Genomic DNA, 17963 nt, shown 5'->3' with positions numbered 1-17963 from the left:
GTGAAATGGGATTAGAACCGATCCAGCAACCGCCGCAGGTAATCCAGCTCCAGTTGCGGCCGCTCCCGCTCCCCGGACCGGCGTCGGATTTCGTCGAGCAAATCCCGCGCTTTGCGATAGATGTCATCGCCCTGCAACAGGCTGTCCTCGCTGCCGAAGCTGCCGGAGGTGCCCGCCTCGCGCCCGAGCGGGTCGCGCTGGCTATTGCTGTTGGCTTGCCCGGTCTGCTGGCCCTGGCCGCTCTGCTGTTGCTGCGCCATCGCCTCGCCAAGGCTGCGCATGCCGTCGCGGATCGCTTCCATGGCGCGGGCCTGGCTGTCGAGCGCTTCCGCCAACTGGTTGTTCTCGAGCGACTCCTCGGCGCGGCCCATTTCATCGCTCCCCCGCCGCAGCGCCTCGCGTGCGGCGTCGCCCGGCTCGGTACCGGCCCCGGGCAGGTTCTGGCGCAGATCGTCCAACCGACGCTGCAACTGCCGCTGACGCTCGGCCAGCGTCCGGGCATCGGGCTGCCCATTCTCTCCGGCCCGCGGCTGGCCTTCGGGATCCTGCTGCCCCTGCGCTTGACCCTGACCCTGCTGGCCCTCGTGATCGCGGCCCTGGCCCATATCGCCCTGGCTGCCCTGGTTCTGGCCGCTCTCGCCCGTCTGGGGCTGCTGACCGGGATTGAACTGCTCCTGAAGGTCGCGGAAGGCTTCGTCCGAAAGGCCCTGCTGGTCGCGCAAGGTTTCAGAGAGGCCCTGCATCGCCTGATCGCCCGGGTTCTGCCCCTGCTGGCCTTGCTGACCCTGCGTGACCTGCATGTTCTCCATCATCTGGCGGAGTTGTTCGAGAAGCTGCATCGCCTCGGCGGTGCGCCCCTCCTCCATCAACTGCTGGAGCCGGTCGAGAAGCTGCTGCAGCTGGTCGCCGGTGATCGTCTGCGTGTTCTCCGACATCTGCGGCTGCTGGTTCGGGTCCTGCTGCTGCGCGAGCTGGCGCATGTAGTCCTGCATGGCCTGGCGCAGCTCATCCATCAGCTCCGCAATCTCCTCGTTCGTCGCGCCATTCCGCATCGCCTCGGCCAGCCGGTCCTGTGCTCGCCGCAGCCGTTCGGCGGCATCCGCGAGATTGCCGTCCTCCAGCTTCACCGCGATGTCCCAGAGCGCCTCGGCGATCTCTTCTTGAATCTCCGTTGAGAGCCCTCCGGCCGCCGCAACGCCCGCCTCGAGCCGCCGCAGCGCAACCCGCAACGGCAGATAGGTGCTGCCATCTCGGATGATCTCGTCCGGGCGGTGGGTCACGGCCCGGATCACCTGCGCCACCCGCTTGCCATTGCTGCGCGACCAGAGCAGGTCCCGCCGCTGTTCGATGATCGCCGCCGCCAGCGGATCGAAAAAGCGCTTGCCCGGCAGTGCCATCTGCATCGGTACGGAGCTGCCCTCCTGCCCGGAGGCATCGGAGACCATGAGCGTCAGCGTGACGGGCAACCCAACCCAGGGATGCTTGGAGAAATCCTCCACCAGCGTCTCGGTGAAATCGCTCCGGTCGCCGCTGATCGTCATCGGCAGATCGATCTCGATCGGCTCGCGGGGATCTGGATCGACCACAAGGCCGAAGCGGCGCACCACTTCGGCCGTGTCGAGCGCAATCACGCCGCGCCCGGCCGTCACGCCGTAATCGTCGCGCGCGCGGAATTTCTGGCTCATGCGCCCGCTGGCTTCGCGTTCGACCTCGCCATCAGGCTCCACGCTCGGAGGCCTGTCCGGCGCGATGGACACCGCCCATTCGCGCCCGCCCGGCCCGTTGATCGCCAGCCGCCCGCCTTGCATCACGTCAAAGCCCTGCGCCGCGGCCGTCGCCGGCTCGATCTCATTGCCAGCGCGCCCCGAAATCGTCTCGTCCACCGACAGCGCGCCAACTTCGCCGTAAAGGCGCAGCGACACGCGACTACCGCGCGGCACGTCCAGCGGCCCCGGCGCGATATCGGCGAGATAGAGGCTCGGCTTGCCGGTATAGGCGGGCGGCTCGATCCACCCTTCCCAGGACGGGCCAGCCGCGACACTACCGCCAGCGCCCGGCGCCACGGCCTGCCCGACGGTGGAAATCTTCCAGACAGAGCCGAAAAGAAGCGCCGTCACCAGCGCGGTCAGGGCCACGTAGCGTAGCGCATAAGGGTCGCGGCCAGAAATCCGCAGATCGGGCGCGACCCGACGCGCCTTGGCCGCCCGCGCCGCCATACGTTCCAGGTGCGCGGCCCAGACGGCTTCGGAGGCCGCATCACCCGAACCTATCGCCTGGTCGTCGCTGAGCGCCTGAAGCGGGCGCCCCGGCAGCGTCGAGTCCAGCCGTTCCCAGGCTTCCGCACGGCTCGGCCAGCGGAACCAGCGCAGCCCACGAAACAGGAAAACCAGCAGCGCGGAGCCCGACAGAAGCGCCCCGATCCAGACGGCCTCCACCGGCGCGGTCTCGTGCAGGCCGAGCATGAGCACAGCAAAGACAGCAAACAGGATCGACCAGACCGGCCAGAAACACCGGGTGAATCGCTCTGCCGCCATCCCCAACCGGGTCAGGCGCAGCGGGCGGTTGAGCCTCTCAAGCGCTTCGTTTCGGGCCGTTTCCCGGGCCATCCCGATCCTTTCGGCAGCCCGCACTCCGCAGGCCAGAGGGTGGCTTTGTTACAAGAGCCACTCGGGAATGTTATCGCGCGAGATCATTTCGTCAAAGGTCGGACGTGGCCGGATGACGGCGAATTGATCCCCGTTCACCAAAACTTCGGGAATCAGCGGACGCGAATTGTATTCCGAGGACATCACCGCGCCATAGGCCCCGGCAGAGCGGAAGGCCACCAGGTCGCCCGAGACCAGCGGCGGCATATGGCGTTGTTTCGCAAAGGTATCACCGCTCTCGCAGACCGGGCCGACGATATCGATGGGCGCCTGTGCAGTGCCCGGCTCGGGCTCCTTCACCGGGATGATATCGTGGTGAGCATCGTACATGGAGGGGCGCACGAGATCGTTCATCGCCCCGTCGACGATCAGGAAATCCCGCCCTTCGCCGTTTTTCACATAGATCACCGCACTGACCATGATCCCCGCATTGCCGGAGATCAGCCGCCCCGGCTCGATCTCCACCTCGCAGCCCAGATGGCCGAGCGTGCGCTTGATCAAGTCGCCATATTCGCTCGGAAGCGGCGGCGCCTCGTTGCTGCGCGTATAGGGAATGCCAAGCCCGCCGCCCAGATCGAGCCGCCGGATTTCGTGCCCCTCGTCCCGCAGCGCCTCCGTCAGCTCGGCCACCTTCTTGTAGGCCTGCTCGAACGGCTCCAGCTCGGTCAGTTGCGAGCCGATATGCACATCGATCCCCGTCACCTCCAGACCGGGCAGGGACGCGGCACGGGCGTAAACCTTCCTGGCGCGCGCGATCGGAATACCGAACTTGTTTTCGGACTTGCCGGTCGCGATCTTGGCATGGGTGCGGGCATCGACGTCCGGGTTGATCCGGATCGCCACCGGCGCCACCACGCCCATGGAAAGCGCCACAGCGTTGAGCAACTCCATCTCCGGCTCGCTCTCGACGTTGAACTGCCGGATGCCGCCTTCAAGCGCGGCGCGCATCTCCGTCGCGGTCTTGCCGACCCCGGAAAACACGATCTTGTCGCCCGGCACGCCCGCCGCCTTCGCCCGCGCATATTCCCCGCCCGAGACCACGTCCATGCCTGCACCCAGTTCGGCAAGTGTCTTCAGGATCGCCTGGTTGGAATTGGATTTCATCGCGAAACATACGAGGTGATCGAGCGGCTCCAGCGCCTCGTCGAACAGCCGGAAATGCCGCGTCAGCGTGGCGGTTGAATAGCAGTAGAACGGCGTACCCACGCTGGCCGCGATCTCGCTGACCGGCACGTCCTCGGCGAATAGCGCACCGTCGCGATACAGAAAATGATCCATGCGCCACACTCCGGGCCAGTTGAGTCAAGCGACGCTCTTACCACAGCCGCAGCGCAGGGCAATCCGGCAGTCCCCTCCACCAGCACCGCCTGAGCCCCGCAAGGGGCGAGGCAGAAGGCGTGGCGCGGAACGCGCCGCATTTTGGTAACAGGTGCCGGCGGTGGCCGCCCGAAAGCCTTGTCGCAACCGCCTGCCGCTGCCAGACAATCATCCGGAGAACGGGGAGCTGGCCTGATGGCGTCCATCGAGAAGAAAATCCGCAAGAAGCTCGAAACGGCGGCCATGAGCGACGCCGTCTCCGGCACGGCTGCCCGGCTGATCTCGCGCCATCTCGAAAAGGTCTATCAGCGTACGGACTGGGAATTTCACGGCCGCGACGACGTGATCGAGGCCGTCGCCGGCGGCAAGCCGATCATCTTCGCGCTCTGGCACGGCCGGCTAGCCATGGCCGCCCGCGGCTGGGACCCGGCCTGGTCGCCCTATTGCGTCATCACCTCCGCCGCCATTCCCGGCCGCATCGTTGGCCGGATTATGCGCAATTTCGGCCTCGACACGATGCCGATGAAGGACCGCAAGAACAACACCGGCGCCTCGCTGCAAGTCGCGCGCATGATGCGCGCCGGCACCACCATCGGATTTGCCATCGACGGCCCCGAGGGCCCCAAGCGCATCGCCAAGGCGATGCCGATCGACTGGGCCCGGCTCACCGGCGCGCCGATCTGGCTCTATACAAACTCGGTCGAGAAATACCGCACCATCAACAGCTGGGACGACCTGATGCTGCCGAAACCCGGCGGGCGCGGGGTGATGATGTATCGCAAATGGGACGTGGAGATCCCCAAGAGAATCGATCCCGAGACCCGCGAAGCGATGCGCCTGAAGCTTCAGGCCGATCTCGACGCGCTCACGCTCGAAGCCGACCTGCTCATGGGACATGACGGCCTGATCAACTAGACCGCCACCACGCGCCCGATGCTCAGTTGGTGATTCGGCTCACGGTGCGCGTGCCGTCCGGTCCGCTAGCCACGCCGACTTGCATCTTGCCAGAGAGGGTTATCCCCGACTGCGGTCGTTCCCGATCATCGGGCGGCAAAGGCGCTCCATCCGCGCCGCACCCCGCCACGAATCCCAGCAGGACCAGCCCAACAACCAATCTAGTCAGAACCATAATGCCAATCCTCTTCTGCCACCGGTGCCGACCCCGACACGAACCGGCCCATTGCCCACCGCCACCGAAGACCCTCCGGTTCCAACCGTCACGTCCACATTCGGCCGGTCCACGACGTTGACGGCAACGCCGACATCGCCATTCGTATTCGCCCCGACGGCCACCCGACCGGTATTCACGCCGGCAACGGCCGAGGTATTTCCGGCAGTGTTCACCGCGACACCACCCGTTGGATACGCGCGCGGCGGCGCACAACCGGCCAGCACCACCAGCAGGAAAATCGCGGCGACCGCCTTCACCCAAGACGCTCCTGCCAAAGCGCAACCTGCTCGCGCACCCGCTTAGGCGAGGTCCCACCATAGGATTTGCGGCTGGCAACCGAGTTCTGCACGCCGAGAACGGAGAAAACGCCCTCTGTAATGCCCTCATGCACCGACTTCATCTGCTCCAGTGTCAGCTCAGGAAGGTCACAGCCCTGCCCCTCGGCCATGGCAACCAGCGAACCGGTCACGTGATGCGCATCGCGGAACGGCAAGCCCAACTCGCGAACAAGCCAGTCGGCCAGATCGGTCGCGGTTGAAAAACCGCTCGCCGCCGCCACTTCCAGCTCGGCCCGGTTGGCGGACATATCCGTCACCATCCCGGTCATCGCCGCCAGCGCCAGCATCAGGCTGTCAGCCGCGTCGAAAACCTGTTCCTTGTCCTCCTGCATGTCCTTGGAATAGGTCAGCGGCAGCCCCTTCATCACCGTGAAAAGCCCCACCATTGCGCCCATGATCCGGCCGATCTTGGCCCGGATCAGCTCGGCGGCATCGGGGTTCTTCTTCTGCGGCATGATCGAAGAGCCGGTAGAGAAGGCGTCCGAGAGCGTCACGAAACGGAACTGAGCCGAGGACCAGATCACCAGCTCTTCGGCCAGCCGGCTCAGATGCATCGCACAGATCGAGGCGCAGGAGAGGAATTCCAGCGCGAAATCCCGGTCCGCCACCGCGTCGAGCGAATTCGCCGCCGGCCGGTCGAAGCCGAGCGCTTCCGCCGTCATGTGGCGGTCGATCGGGAAGGAGGTGCCTGCCAGCGCAGCCGCCCCCAAGGGACATTCGTTCATCCGCGCGCGCGCATCGCGCAGGCGGCTCGCGTCGCGGCCCAGCATCTCGACATAAGCCAGCATGTGGTGGCCCCATGTCACCGGCTGCGCCACCTGCAGGTGCGTGAAGCCGGGCATGACCCAGTCGGCCCCGGCCTCGGCCTGCCCGACCAGCGCCTTTTGCAGCGCCTCCACCCCGGATATCGCGGCATCATACTGGTCCCGCACCCAAAGCTTGAAATCGGTCGCGACTTGATCGTTGCGGCTCCGCGCCGTGTGCAGACGCCCGGCTGGTTCGCCGATCAGCGCTTTCAAGCGCGCCTCGACATTCATGTGAATGTCCTCCAGCGCCTTGGAAAATTCGAAATTGCCGCTTTCGATTTCTGACAAGACCGTGAGAAGGCCTTCCCGAATGGCCTCCGCGTCTATATCCGAGATGATGCCCTGCGCTGCCAGCATCGCGGCGTGGGCGCGGGAGCCCTCGACATCCTGTCGGGCCAGTCGGCGGTCGAAATCGATCGAGGCGTTGATCGCCTCCATGATAGCATCGACCCCGGTGGAAAAGCGTCCGCCCCACATCTGGTTGGCGGCCTGTTGTTTGGCATCGGTCATGATCTGGACCCCGAAAGGATAGTCTATGAAGAACTTGTTGGCCGCGATGGTCTATACGGGCCTCGCGCTCTTGGCAAATCCGGCGCTGGCCGACATGGCGGACGTGGCCGCGTTGCGCGAAGGCGACATGAAAAAGCTTGTGTTGCACGAGGAGCCGCGCCCGATTCCGGATGTCGGGATCGTCGACCTCTCCGATGCGCCCAAGAGCCTCTCCGATCACGCAGGCAACTGGCTGGTGGTGAATTTCTGGGCCACCTGGTGTGCCCCCTGCCGCAAGGAAATGCCGACGCTGGCCAACCTCCAGACCGCGATGGAGGGCAAACCGGTCGAAGTGGTCACCGTTGCCACGGGGCGCAACCATGTCCCCGCGATCCGGAAATTCTTTGACGAGATCGGCGTGGACAACCTTCCTCTCTACCGCGATCCGCAGCAGCAACTCGCCCGCCAGATGGGCGTGATGGGCCTGCCAGTGACGGTGATCGTGAATCCGGAAGGTGCGGAGGTCGGCCGGCTCATCGGGGACGCGCATTGGGACAGCGAGAGCGCCCTCGCCATCCTGAATCGGCTCGCAGGCGAAGGCTCATAACCGGAATCCGGACAACAAGTCATTAATAAAGCTTAACAAATAATTCTGTGGAGCTGGAATTGCTGTCCTTCGGGCAACACCGGCGCAGAACTGTTATCGGCGTAGTTACCTCTCCACGCGAGATCGGATGTAGTCGGCGGGAAACCGCCCATTACGCCCTGGTGCCCATGACCGCTTCTTCTGTGATCTATCAATCTCCGGACCTCCAGCATGTTCGTTTCTACGGATACCTCTCTCTGGAGGACGCCCGGGAGCAGTATACGAAGGGGCCTTTGGTGAGCGGGTTCTATCACGGCATCCCGACCCTGTTGGATTTTCGTGGCCTGACCGGGACGGGGATGGGGCTGGCCGATATCATGGCCCTGCGCGACCGCCTGATCGAGCGCCACAGCACGCAGGACAGTCCTTTCAAAATCGCGCTCTACGCCGATGATGAGACGGCTTTCGGTATCGCCAGGATATTCGAGACCGTTTGCTCTCAAAGCGACAGGATGAACGTATGTCTGTTCGGATCGCTTTCCGAAGCGCTCGGCTTTCTTGGTTTGGAGAAAACGTCCCTGGCCTCGGAACTCCTGCAGGGTTCTGAGCCCAACGACGTCTCTCTGGACATGGACAAACGAAGCGCCACCTGAGCTATCATCGGCACTGGCACGGCGCCTTCTCCCGGCCGGACCCGGTTTCCATCCAGATCACCGCGCCGCAGGCGCGGCCACCCCCAACCGCGGACAAGCGCGGCAGCGCGCAGGTCGTGGGCGGGAGCGCCCCCGCCCCGGAATTATCTCGGATGGGCTGCGCGTTTCAGCCGGTCATTGATCGCAACCCCGAGACCGTGATGCGGAATCGGGGCGACAGCGATCGGCTGGCCGAGTTTGTCGGCCTCCCGCAGATATTGGAACAGGTTCGCAGCGGCCTCCACGAGGTCAGCGGAGCGCGACAGGTTCAGCGCCGCCCCATCGCATCCCGGCCCGAAGCCGATAAGCGTCTCCCCCGGATGCGCCGCGCGCGCATCCAGCCGCACCGCCGCGTCGGGCGCGTAGTGGGAGCTTAACTGGCCGGGCGCATTCGGCGTATCGCCCACAGGCGCATGTGCCAGCGGGCGGCCGAGCGCCTGCTCTGCGATCTCGGCCGGAAGCCCGCCCGGACGCAGCATGCGGGGATGATCGAAACACCCGATGATCGTCGACTCCACGCCTACTTCGGCGGGCCCGCCGTCGAGCACCGCCGCGATCCGGCCGTCCAGCCCGTCCAGCACATGTTCCGCGCGGGTAGGGCTGATCTTGCCAGAAAGATTCGCCGAGGGCGCGGCCACCGGCCCGTCGAACCGGCGCAGCAGCGCCTGGGCCACCTCGCCGCGCGGCACCCGGATGCCGACAGTGTCCAGACCGGCAGACACCAGTTCGGACAAGCCCGCCTCCGGCCGAATCGGAACGACCAGCGTCAGCGGCCCGGGCCAGAACGCGTCGGCCAGCGCCAACGCGTCCGTGCCGAACGCACCGTATCGGCGTGCCATCTCCAGATCTGCCACATGCACGATCAGCGGGTTGAAACGCGGTCGCCCCTTGGCGTCGAAAATCCGTGCCACCGCTTCGCCCTGCCGAGCATCGGCGCCCAGCCCGTAGACCGTTTCCGTCGGAAAGGCGACCAGTTCTCCGGCTTCCAGCAGCGTGCAAGCACGTGCTATCCCCTCCGGATCGGGCTTGAGACGTTCGGTTTCTTTGCTCATACGATCTCGTGACGCTGCGTCCGTCTTTGTGCCGCAATGCAGCACCGGCTAACCTGAATTCTGAGCCACGGGTGATACGCCCTCGGCCGCGCCGTGCCAAGGCTGCAAGTGTGAGGAGACCCCAATGCCATTCAAAGCACCCCTGTCCGATATCCAGTTCCTCCTCGAAAAAATCGTCGGCCTTGACCAGCTCCGCGCGACGGAGCTGTTCGCCGATGCCGACCGGGACATGACCGAGGCCATCCTGTCGGAGGCCGGCAAGCTCTGTGCCGAGATCATCGCCCCGGGTAACCGCGCCGGGGACGAGCACCACTCGGTGCTGGAGAACGGCCGCGTGCGCGCTGCGCCGGGTTTCGCCGAAGCCTACCGGGCGATCGCGGAAGGCGGCTGGGTCTGTGTGTCGGCGCCGGTGGAGCATGGCGGCATGGGGCTGCCGGTGGCACTGCAAACGGCGATCAACGACATGATGTCCTCCGCCAACCTTTCGTTGCAACTCAACCCGCTGCTGACGCAGGGCCAGATCGAGGCGCTCGCGGCCCATGCCAGCGACGAGCTCAAGGAACTCTACCTGCCCAAGCTGATCTCCGGCGAGTGGTCCGGCACGATGAACCTGACCGAGAGCGGTGCGGGCTCGGATGTGGGCGCGCTTGTCAGCCGGGCCGAGCGCAACGAGGACGGCACTTACGCGATTACCGGACAGAAGATCTTCATCACCTGGGGCGATTGCGATTTCGTCAGCAATGTCTGCCACCTCGTTCTCGCCCGCCTGCCCGATGGCAAGCCCGGCACCAAGGGCATCTCGCTCTTCATGGTGCCGCGCGATCTGCCGGACGAGACCGGCGTTCCGGGCGTCGCCAACAGCCTCAAGGTCGTCTCCGTCGAGCACAAGCTCGGCATTCACGGCTCGCCCACCTGTGTCATGGAGTTCAACGGCGCCAAGGGCTGGCTCGTGGGCGAGGAGCATGGTGGCATGGCAGCGATGTTCACGATGATGAACAACGCCCGGCTCGGCGTGGCCGCGCAGGGCATCGGTATCGCGGAAGCGGCGACCCAGAAGGCCATCGAATACGCGCGGGAGCGCAAGCAGGGCCGGGTCGGCGGCACCGGCATGATCATCGAGTTCCCCGATGTGCGCCGCATGTTGATGACGATGAAGGCCGAAACCTTTGCCGCCCGCGCCATCGCGCTGGCCAATGCCGTTGCCATCGACATGGGTCACGCGACCGGCGACGAGGAATGGACTGCGCGCGCTGCGCTGCTCACCCCGATCTCCAAGGCGCACGGCACCGATATCGGCCACGAGGTCGCGCAGTTGGGCGTACAGGTCCATGGCGGAATGGGGTGCATCGAGGAGACCGGCGCGGCCCAGTTCGCCCGCGATGTCCGCGTTGCCCAGATCTACGAAGGCACGAACGGCATCCAGGCGATGGATCTCGTGGCGCGCAAGATGATGGATGGCGGCGCCGCCGCCTATGCGCTGCTCGACGAGGTTGAGGCCTTCGCCGAAACCGCGCGCGGCACGCTGCCCGAGCTTGCCAAGCCGGTCTTCAACGCCGCCGAGAATTTCCGCGAGGCAACGGAATGGCTGGTGGAGCAGGAGATGCAGGACCGTTTTGCCGGCTGTGTTGCCTATCTGCGCGCCTTCGCCCGCGTGCTCGGCGCGCATTACCACCTGATGGCGGCCATGGCCGAGGGCGGCGCAGGGCCGCGCACCAAGCTCGCACGCTTCTTCATCAAGCGCATCCTGCCGGAGCATGAATCGCTGATCGCCCAGCAGCGCGACGGCGCCGACGGGCTCTACGCGATGAGCGTCGAAGAACTGGAAGCGGTCTGATCGATGCTGAAACGGAACCACGCCCCTTTGCGCTATCCGCACGACACCGCGCCGGGAACGGGCGAGGCAATCGAGATCGCCGAGGGCGTGCTCTGGATGCGCCTGCCGCTGCCGATGGCCCTCGATCACGTCAATATCTTCGCGCTCGATGATGGCGATGGCTGGACTGTTGTCGATACCGGCTGGTCCAGCGCGCCCATTCGCGCGATCTGGCGAGACTTGATGGCCGGCCCGCTTGGCGGCAAGCCGGTCAATCGGGTGATCGTGACCCATCACCACCCGGACCATGTGGGGCTCGCGGGGTGGTTTCAGTCCGAGCACGGCGCAGAACTGGCCACGAGCCGCACGACCTGGCTCTATGCCCGGATGCTGACGCTGGATGTTCAGGAAACCTGGCCGGAGGAGACACTGGCCTTTTATCGCGCGGCCGGGATGGACCCACTCATCTATGAGAGCCGCGTTGCCGACCGGCCTTTCAACTTTTCCGATTGCGTCTACCCGATACCGCTCGGTTTCACCCGGCTGGTCGAAGGCGACACGATTCGTATCGGTGGTCGGGACTGGGACATCCATATGGGCAACGGACATGCCGCCGAGCACGCGACCTTCTGGAGCAGGGACGACAATCTCGTCCTGTGCGGCGACCAGCTCCTGCCCTCGATATCGCCCAATCTCGGCGTCTACCCGACCGAGCCGGCAGCGGACCCGGTGGGCGACTGGCTGGAAAGCTGTGAACGGCTCGCCGCTTTCGCCCGCGAAGACCATTTCGTACTGCCCGGCCACAAGCTGCCCTATACCGGCCTGCCGGCGCGCATGGTGCAGTTGATCCAGAATCACCACGGCGCCTTGGAGCGGCTTTTGGAGCATCTTTCGGAGCCGCGTACCGCGCATGACTGCTTCAAACCGCTCTTCAAGCGGGAGATTGGCCTGACAGAATACGGGCTGGCCCTTGTGGAATCCGTCGGGCACCTCAATCATCTGCTGAACGAGAGGCTGGTCACGCGGGAGCGCCGGGAGGATGGCGCCTGGCTGTGGCGACGCCTCTGAGCGCAACGCCGCACAGGAGGAGCGGAGATGACGGAACACGAGCAGGACACGCCCTGCGCCCGCGCGGTGCACGCAGACCCGAACACCCGTAGTGTCGAGATCGAACCGATCCCGGAGAATGTCCGCAAGGCGGTGGCACAGAAAAGCCCGGCCAAATGGGCTTATGAGCGGCTGATCCTCTATATCAAGAATTTCGAGGAACATCTGGACAGCGACCACGAGATCGCCATGGGCTTCACCGGTGCCAGCGCAGGGGTGCTGCGCATCGAGGGGATCGGCTATTTCGACCCGGACATCGTCACCTTCTACGGCGCGGACGCCGACGGCACCCGCACCCAGCTCATCCAGCATGTCAGCCAGCTCAACGTGATCCTGCGCGCGCTGCGCAAGCAGCCGGAAGTTGTAGAGGCACGACGGATCGGTTTCCGCCTGGCCCAGGAACTCGACACGGAAGACTGACGCAAACGCGCAAGGGCCAAGCGGCAGGGCGGCAACGGCATGCCGCCTGCCCCTTCACAATCGTTTTGGACGGCCTTAACACGTTCCGGAAACTGGGTTATGCAGATCGGGCGACAGGACAGTGACAGGGAGACAAATCGATGTCGGAAGAGACGCACAAGCAGGGCAGCATGGATATTTCCGTGCAGGAAAAGACCTTCGACGGGTTCATCAGCATGGTGACCAAGGGCGCGATCATCAGCATTCTGCTGCTGCTCTTTATCGGTCTGGTCAACGGCTGACGCCGAGCACATTCTCACAACAAATTCCGGGGGCCGCCCCATGAAGCGATTTATGCTGGCACTCTGCCTGCCCTTGATCTTGGCCGCCTGTGGCGACCCCGGCCCCTGGGCCAGCGACGAAGCAGTGGCGAAAGCGGCCTATCGTGCCGACGAGCCGCCGACGGTGACGCTGTTTACCATGGTCAACAACCGCTCCAACGAGGGTGCCCATAGCGCCCTCATGGTGAACGCCTCGCAACGGGTGATCTTCAACCCCGCGGGCACCTTCCACCATCCCTACGCGCCGCAACGTGCCGACGTGCATTACGGCATCACGGACAACATGGTGGATTTCTTCATCGATTATCACGCCCGGGAAACCTATCGCGTGATCCGCCACGATATTCAGGTGACACCTCAACAGGCGGAGATGATCCTCGCCCGCGTGCAGTCGCGCGGAGCCGTTCCAAATGCGCTCTGCACCACCTCGATCGGTACCATCCTGCGCGACGTTCCGGGCTTCGAGAATGCGCCGCGGTCTCCTTTTCCGAAATCGACCATGCGCTTCTTTGATGAGTATCCCGGCGTGACCATCCGGCGTTACTACGACGACAGTGCGGATGACCGCTCCGACATTGTGGACTCGCCCGAGGCGCGCAAGGATATCGTGGTCCTGCACGGACCGGATTCGCGCTCAGCCAACCATCCCGCCGGTATCGTCGGCGGCGCCGGAAACTGACACGGGTTCATTCGGATGCACCGTATCGTTCGCTGCGACAGGCTTTCTGTCGGGGTCATTGTTACGCGGAGCAAGAGAAACTGGTCGAAATCACCGGTTTCGAGTCCGATCGCGGCGGGCTGCTGATCGCCGGGTTCCGGGCACCGTCCGGAATTCCGGAGGTTGCACCTGAAAAGCTGGCGGGCCAGTCTCGCTCCTGAAAGCTGTGACCGTCAGCGGAGCTGTTGATGCGAATAGAAACCGGGTTTCCTGAGGACCAAAGAGACAGGGTCGCCTACCTGTTCTGGGAGGCGTTCTCGGGCAAGCTCGGACGGGTGCTCGCGCCAGAGCGAAAGGCACTTGCCTTCATCGAGCACGCGCTCGACCCCTCCCATGCGCTCAGCGCCCTGTCGGAACAGGGGGAGCTGCTCGGAATCGCCGGCTTCAAGACCTATCGGGGTGGGCTTTTGACCGCCGGATTTCAGGACATGGCAAGGGTCTATGGCCTGCTCGGCGCGGCCTGGCGCGGTAGCCTGCTGGATATGCTGGAGCGCCCGATTTCCGAAAAGCAGATGCTTCTGGACGGGCTCTTCGTTGCCGCCGAGGCGCGAGGTCAGGGTGTCGGAAGCAGCCTGATCGACGCTGTCGTGGCGCAGGCGCGGTGGAACGACATGGCTGAGATCCGCCTCGACGTGATCGACGCCAATATCCGCGCCCGTGCGCTTTACGAGCGCTACGGCTTCTCACCGACGGAACGGATCGAATTGGGCTGGCTTTCGCGGATTTTCGGGTTTCATCACGCCACGACGATGTGCCTGACGCTTCGCTAGGCTCAGTCGAAGGTTCCCGAGACCCGCCCGATCAGCATAAAGGCCCGCGCGCTGCGGGTATCGGCGAAGGCCGCGATCTCCGCGTCACTGGCGTCCTTGCCGAAGGACGAAAACGTGGTGTCGAACTTGCGCAGGAAATGGTGCGCGCAGTCGCGGAACACCGGATCCTGACGCATCCGTCCCGCCGTCAGGGCAAGGCTGGAGCGGTCCCGGATGCCGCCAAGGCTGGCAATGGTCCGGCCGCGTTCGCCCTCGGCAAAACGGCGCCAGATCTCGGGCCGGGCGCGATCGGGGGTCAGGTCGTCCATGTAGATCCCGTCCTCTGCCAGCAGCGTCAGGATATCCTGCGCCGAGCGGATTAGGGCCGAGGAGGAGCGGTCCTTGAGCGCCAGGCGCAGTGCCCGGAAACCTTCCTTGTCGCGTTCGTCATCGGGGAAATTCAGCGCCCGGATGAAATCCTCCGAGGAGATCGGCTCCACCAGCGCCTCGACCGGGGTTCCGAGCGCAAGCGCCGGCTGGGCGCTGTCCTGCGCCGTTTCAGTCTTCTTCGGTGCGGTGAGAGCCGCGCGTTCCGGGTCCTTGGCCATGGCTGCCGCCGCCCGCGTATTCACCGACGTCAGGTGGGCCAGCGCTGCCTCGGTCTTTTTCTGCGCGCGGGCAATCTCGTCCAGCTTCTGCTCCAACGGCAGGCGCACGCCGCTGGCGCCCTGCGGCGCCTGGCTGACATAGGCATGGCGCATCGCGTCGATTGCCGCCTGCAGCCGGTTGCTTTCCTGGCGCATCAATCGGGCGGAACGCACCGCCATCGCCCCGACCCAGATCAGCGCCACCGGCATGACGATCGCCAGGATGGTCATGACAAGGCGCGCCGGATCCAGCCCGCCATCCGCCTGCGGCTCGGGCAGCACGAGAAAGAACACGGCGACACCGGCGAACCAGACCATGCTGAGAATCAGCGCGATCCAGTCGGCAGCCTGGAGACCTCCCTTTTCGGGAGGCGGTCGCGTTGCATCGCCAATATTGGGCTTGCGCGAAGGGTTACTCATATGGGCACGGCCCCTTGCTCAGACATACTTGATGCTGAGAACCTCATAACTCTTTTCACCGCCCGGTGTCCGCACTTCGATGCTGTCACCCTCATCTTTTCCGATCAGGGCCCGCGCGATGGGCGACTTGATGTTCAGAAGGCCCCTTTCGAGGTCTGCCTCGGGTTCGCCCACGATCTGGTAGGTCTTTTCCTCGTCCGTGTCCTCGTCGACGATGGTCACGGTGGCGCCGAACTTGATGGATCCGGACAGCGTCTTCGGGTCGATGACATTGGCGCGCGAAATCACCGATTCGAGTTCCTTGATCCGGCCCTCGATGAAGCTCTGCTTCTCGCGCGCGGAATGGTACTCGGCGTTCTCGGACAGATCGCCATGTTCACGCGCTTCCGCGATGGCCCGGATGATGGCCGGGCGATCTGTCGTCTTCAGCGATTTCAGTTCTGCGTCCAGCGCGGCAAAGCCCGCGCGGGTCATCGGTATCTTTTCCATTGCTGTCCCTGCACGGTCTGGATTGTGGGGATTGGGTTGAACGCCCTTAACCCAAGCGTGCGACCGAATGTCAAGGGCAAGGCAACATCAGACGGAAATCCCGGCCACGCCTTGCCGGGACTGTCACGCCATTGCATGGAATCCAGCGGCCTCTTCAGAAAGAAAAACGGCCGCCCCGAGGGACGGCCGCCGATCTGTGAAGAGGCACGCACCGGTCAGTCCGGCAGGATACGCACCCCGCCCTTGGCCGCCGAGCTGGCCAGCATCGCATAGGCCTTGAGCGCGGTGGACACGGCCCGCGTGCGCGGTTCGGCCGGCGTCCAGGGCAGCGCGCCCTTGGCCGCGCGGCGTTCGGCCAGCACCTCGTCAGAGACGGCGAGGTTGATGCCGCGGTTCGGAATGTCGATCTCGATCAGGTCGCCGGTTTCCACCAGCCCGATCAGCCCACCCTCGGCGGCCTCCGGAGAGACATGGCCGATGGAGAGCCCCGAGGTGCCGCCCGAGAAGCGACCATCGGTCAGCAGGGCGCATTTCTTCCCCAGCCCTTTGGATTTCAGGTAGGAGGTCGGATAGAGCATCTCCTGCATCCCGGGGCCTCCTTGCGGGCCTTCGTAGCGGATGACCACGACTTCCCCCTCCTGGACCTGCTTGGTGAGGATGCCGTTGACCGCCGCGTCCTGGCTCTCGAAGACACGAGCCGGGCCGGAGAATTTCAGGATGTTCGCATCCACCCCCGCGGTTTTCACGATGCAGCCATTCTCGGCGATATTGCCGGAGAGCACCGCCAGGCCGCCCTCCTTGGTGAAGGCATGCTCGACCGAGCGGATCACACCACCCTCGCGGTCCGTATCCAGTTCCTTGAAGCGGTTGGACTGGCTGAAGGCGACCGTGGTGCGCACGCCGCCGGGGGCCGCGCGGAAGAGCTGCTCCGCCTCCGGGTTGTTGGCGATCTTGATGTCCCATTTGGCGATGGCCTCGCCCATGGTGGAGGAATGCACGGTCGGTACGTCCGTGTGCAGCAGCCCGCCGCGATGCAACTCGCCGAGGATCGAGAAGATGCCGCCGGCGCGGTGCACGTCCTCCATGTGGACGTTGTGGATATTGGGCGCGACCTTGCACAGGCATGGCACCTTGCGCGACAGGCGGTCCATGTCGGCCATGGTGAAATCGACCTTGCCCTCATAGGCGATGGCCAGCAGGTGCAGCACCGTGTTGGTCGAGCCGCCCATGGCGATATCGAGCGCCATGGCGTTCTCGAAGGCGTCGAAGGTCGCGATCTCGCGCGGCAGCAGGCCCTTCTCCTCGCCCTCGTAATGGCGCTTGGTGATATCGACGATCTTGCGACCCGCCTCGAGGAACAGCCCCTTGCGGTCTGCATGGGTGGCCAGCGTCGAGCCGTTGCCCGGCAGCGCGAGGCCAAGCGCCTCGGCGAGACAGTTCATCGAGTTGGCGGTGAACATGCCCGAGCAGGAACCGCAGGTCGGGCAGGCGTTTTCCTCGATATGCTGGACCTGCTCGTCGGTGAACTTGTCGTCCGCCGCGGCAACCATCGCGTCCACGAGGTCGATCTTGGTCATGTCCAGATCGGCAATGTCGATTTTGCCGGCCTCCATCGGGCCGCCCGAGACGAAGATCGCCGGGATGTTGAGCCGCATCGCCGCCATCAGCATGCCCGGGGTGATCTTGTCGCAGTTGGAGATGCAGACCATCGCATCAGCGCAATGCGCGTTGACCATGTACTCGACCGAATCCGCGATCAGCTCGCGCGAGGGAAGCGAGTAGAGCATCCCGTCATGGCCCATGGCGATGCCGTCATCGACGGCAATCGTGTTGAATTCCTTGGCGACACCGCCCGCGGCCTCGATTTCCCGCGCGACCATCTGGCCGAGATCCTTCAGGTGCACATGGCCCGGAACGAACTGGGTGAAGCTGTTGACCACGGCAATGATCGGCTTGCCGAAATCACCATCCTGCATGCCGGTCGCGCGCCAAAGGCCACGTGCTCCGGCCATGTTGCGCCCATGGGTGGATTTTCTGGAACGATAATGAGGCATGATCGGTTGACTCTGCTGTTTTGGCGAATTGCCCTCTCCAATGCCGCCAAAGTGCCCGGGAAACAAGCAAGGAAGCCAATTTTCAGACTGGCGCCGGGCAGATTGCGCCAGCCGGCGACGGTGCGGAACG

17 protein-coding genes are annotated in these 17963 nt (G+C 64.7%); 9 read left to right on the top strand and 8 right to left on the bottom strand.

Features of this window, described 5'->3' with window-relative positions:
- Positions 1-11 precede the first annotated feature (11 nt).
- Positions 12-2606 carry a TIGR02302 family protein gene (locus BLR85_RS05840; protein ID WP_093151442.1) on the bottom strand — a complete coding sequence of 865 codons (2595 nt, stop codon included), beginning with the start codon at positions 2604-2606 and terminating at the stop codon, positions 12-14.
- Positions 2607-2654: 48 nt separating this feature from the next.
- Positions 2655-3923, bottom strand: coding sequence for a diaminopimelate decarboxylase (gene lysA / locus BLR85_RS05835; protein ID WP_093151438.1), 1269 nt, complete (start codon positions 3921-3923; stop codon positions 2655-2657).
- 234 nt (positions 3924-4157) lie between these two features.
- On the opposite strand from lysA, the gene BLR85_RS05830 reads away from it, so the two are divergent.
- On the top strand, positions 4158-4877 hold the full coding sequence (locus tag BLR85_RS05830) for a lysophospholipid acyltransferase family protein (RefSeq protein WP_093151435.1): 720 nt from the start codon (positions 4158-4160) through the stop codon (positions 4875-4877).
- A 204-nt stretch (positions 4878-5081) separates the two neighbouring features.
- Here the strand turns inward: BLR85_RS05830 and BLR85_RS05825 are convergent, their stop codons facing one another.
- Together BLR85_RS05825 and argH are read right to left on the bottom strand one after the other, a co-directional pair.
- On the bottom strand, positions 5082-5390 hold the full coding sequence (locus BLR85_RS05825; protein WP_093151432.1) for a hypothetical protein: 309 nt from the start codon (positions 5388-5390) through the stop codon (positions 5082-5084).
- Positions 5387-6787, bottom strand: coding sequence for an argininosuccinate lyase (gene argH, locus BLR85_RS05820; protein WP_093151429.1), 1401 nt, complete (start codon positions 6785-6787; stop codon positions 5387-5389). Before argH ends, BLR85_RS05825 begins: the two co-directional genes overlap by 4 nt.
- 25 nt (positions 6788-6812) lie before the next feature.
- Here argH and BLR85_RS05815 point away from each other — a divergent pair, with 25 nt between their 5' ends.
- Both BLR85_RS05815 and BLR85_RS05810 read left to right on the top strand, forming a co-directional pair.
- Entirely contained in the window at positions 6813-7373 is a 561-nt protein-coding gene (locus tag BLR85_RS05815; protein WP_093151426.1) for a TlpA family protein disulfide reductase, read from the top strand.
- Positions 7374-7432: 59 nt separating this feature from the next.
- Positions 7433-8005, top strand: coding sequence for a hypothetical protein (locus BLR85_RS05810; RefSeq protein ID WP_139188313.1), 573 nt, complete (start codon positions 7433-7435; stop codon positions 8003-8005).
- A 143-nt stretch (positions 8006-8148) separates the two neighbouring features.
- Here the strand turns inward: BLR85_RS05810 and BLR85_RS05805 are convergent, their stop codons facing one another.
- Positions 8149-9096 carry an L-threonylcarbamoyladenylate synthase gene (locus BLR85_RS05805; RefSeq protein WP_093151419.1) on the bottom strand — a complete coding sequence of 316 codons (948 nt, stop codon included), beginning with the start codon at positions 9094-9096 and terminating at the stop codon, positions 8149-8151.
- Between the two features lie 124 nt (positions 9097-9220).
- Between BLR85_RS05805 and BLR85_RS05800 the strand changes: the two genes are divergently transcribed.
- The 6 genes from BLR85_RS05800 to BLR85_RS05775 all read left to right on the top strand — a co-directional run bounded on the left by BLR85_RS05800 (position 9221) and on the right by BLR85_RS05775 (position 14244).
- A complete protein-coding gene (locus tag BLR85_RS05800) occupies positions 9221-10930 on the top strand; it encodes an acyl-CoA dehydrogenase (protein WP_093151416.1) in 1710 nt (569 codons plus the stop codon).
- A 3-nt stretch (positions 10931-10933) separates the two neighbouring features.
- Entirely contained in the window at positions 10934-11977 is a 1044-nt protein-coding gene (locus BLR85_RS05795; RefSeq protein ID WP_093151412.1) for an MBL fold metallo-hydrolase, read from the top strand.
- Positions 11978-12004: 27 nt separating this feature from the next.
- Positions 12005-12436, top strand: a complete 432-nt coding sequence (locus BLR85_RS05790) for a DUF6173 family protein (protein WP_212635021.1) — start codon at positions 12005-12007, stop codon at positions 12434-12436.
- A gap of 140 nt (positions 12437-12576) precedes the next feature.
- Positions 12577-12717: an aa3-type cytochrome c oxidase subunit IV gene (locus tag BLR85_RS05785; protein WP_093151405.1), complete on the top strand. Its 141-nt coding sequence runs from the start codon at positions 12577-12579 to the stop codon at positions 12715-12717.
- 40 nt (positions 12718-12757) lie between these two features.
- The gene (locus tag BLR85_RS05780) at positions 12758-13435 is read left to right on the top strand and encodes a hypothetical protein (RefSeq protein ID WP_212635020.1); all 678 of its coding nucleotides are present in this window, start codon (positions 12758-12760) and stop codon (positions 13433-13435) included.
- 227 nt (positions 13436-13662) lie between these two features.
- Complete coding sequence (locus tag BLR85_RS05775; protein WP_093151400.1) at positions 13663-14244, top strand: GNAT family N-acetyltransferase; 582 nt, start codon at positions 13663-13665, stop codon at positions 14242-14244.
- Positions 14245-14246: 2 nt separating this feature from the next.
- Here the strand turns inward: BLR85_RS05775 and BLR85_RS05770 are convergent, their stop codons facing one another.
- From BLR85_RS05770 to ilvD, 3 genes are all read right to left on the bottom strand, one after another.
- Positions 14247-15290, bottom strand: a complete 1044-nt coding sequence (locus BLR85_RS05770) for a hypothetical protein (RefSeq protein ID WP_093151396.1) — start codon at positions 15288-15290, stop codon at positions 14247-14249.
- An 18-nt stretch (positions 15291-15308) separates the two neighbouring features.
- Positions 15309-15779 carry a transcription elongation factor GreA gene (gene greA / locus BLR85_RS05765; RefSeq protein WP_093151392.1) on the bottom strand — a complete coding sequence of 157 codons (471 nt, stop codon included), beginning with the start codon at positions 15777-15779 and terminating at the stop codon, positions 15309-15311.
- Between the two features lie 215 nt (positions 15780-15994).
- A complete protein-coding gene (gene ilvD / locus BLR85_RS05760; protein ID WP_093151388.1) occupies positions 15995-17833 on the bottom strand; it encodes a dihydroxy-acid dehydratase in 1839 nt (612 codons plus the stop codon).
- Positions 17834-17963 lie beyond the last annotated feature (130 nt).

Source organism: Aliiruegeria lutimaris (assembly GCF_900099935.1).
In the GTDB taxonomy this organism is placed as follows: domain Bacteria; phylum Pseudomonadota; class Alphaproteobacteria; order Rhodobacterales; family Rhodobacteraceae; genus Tropicimonas; species Tropicimonas lutimaris.
Note: the sequence above shows the minus strand (reverse complement) of the source record. Positions and strands in the feature narration are given on the sequence as shown.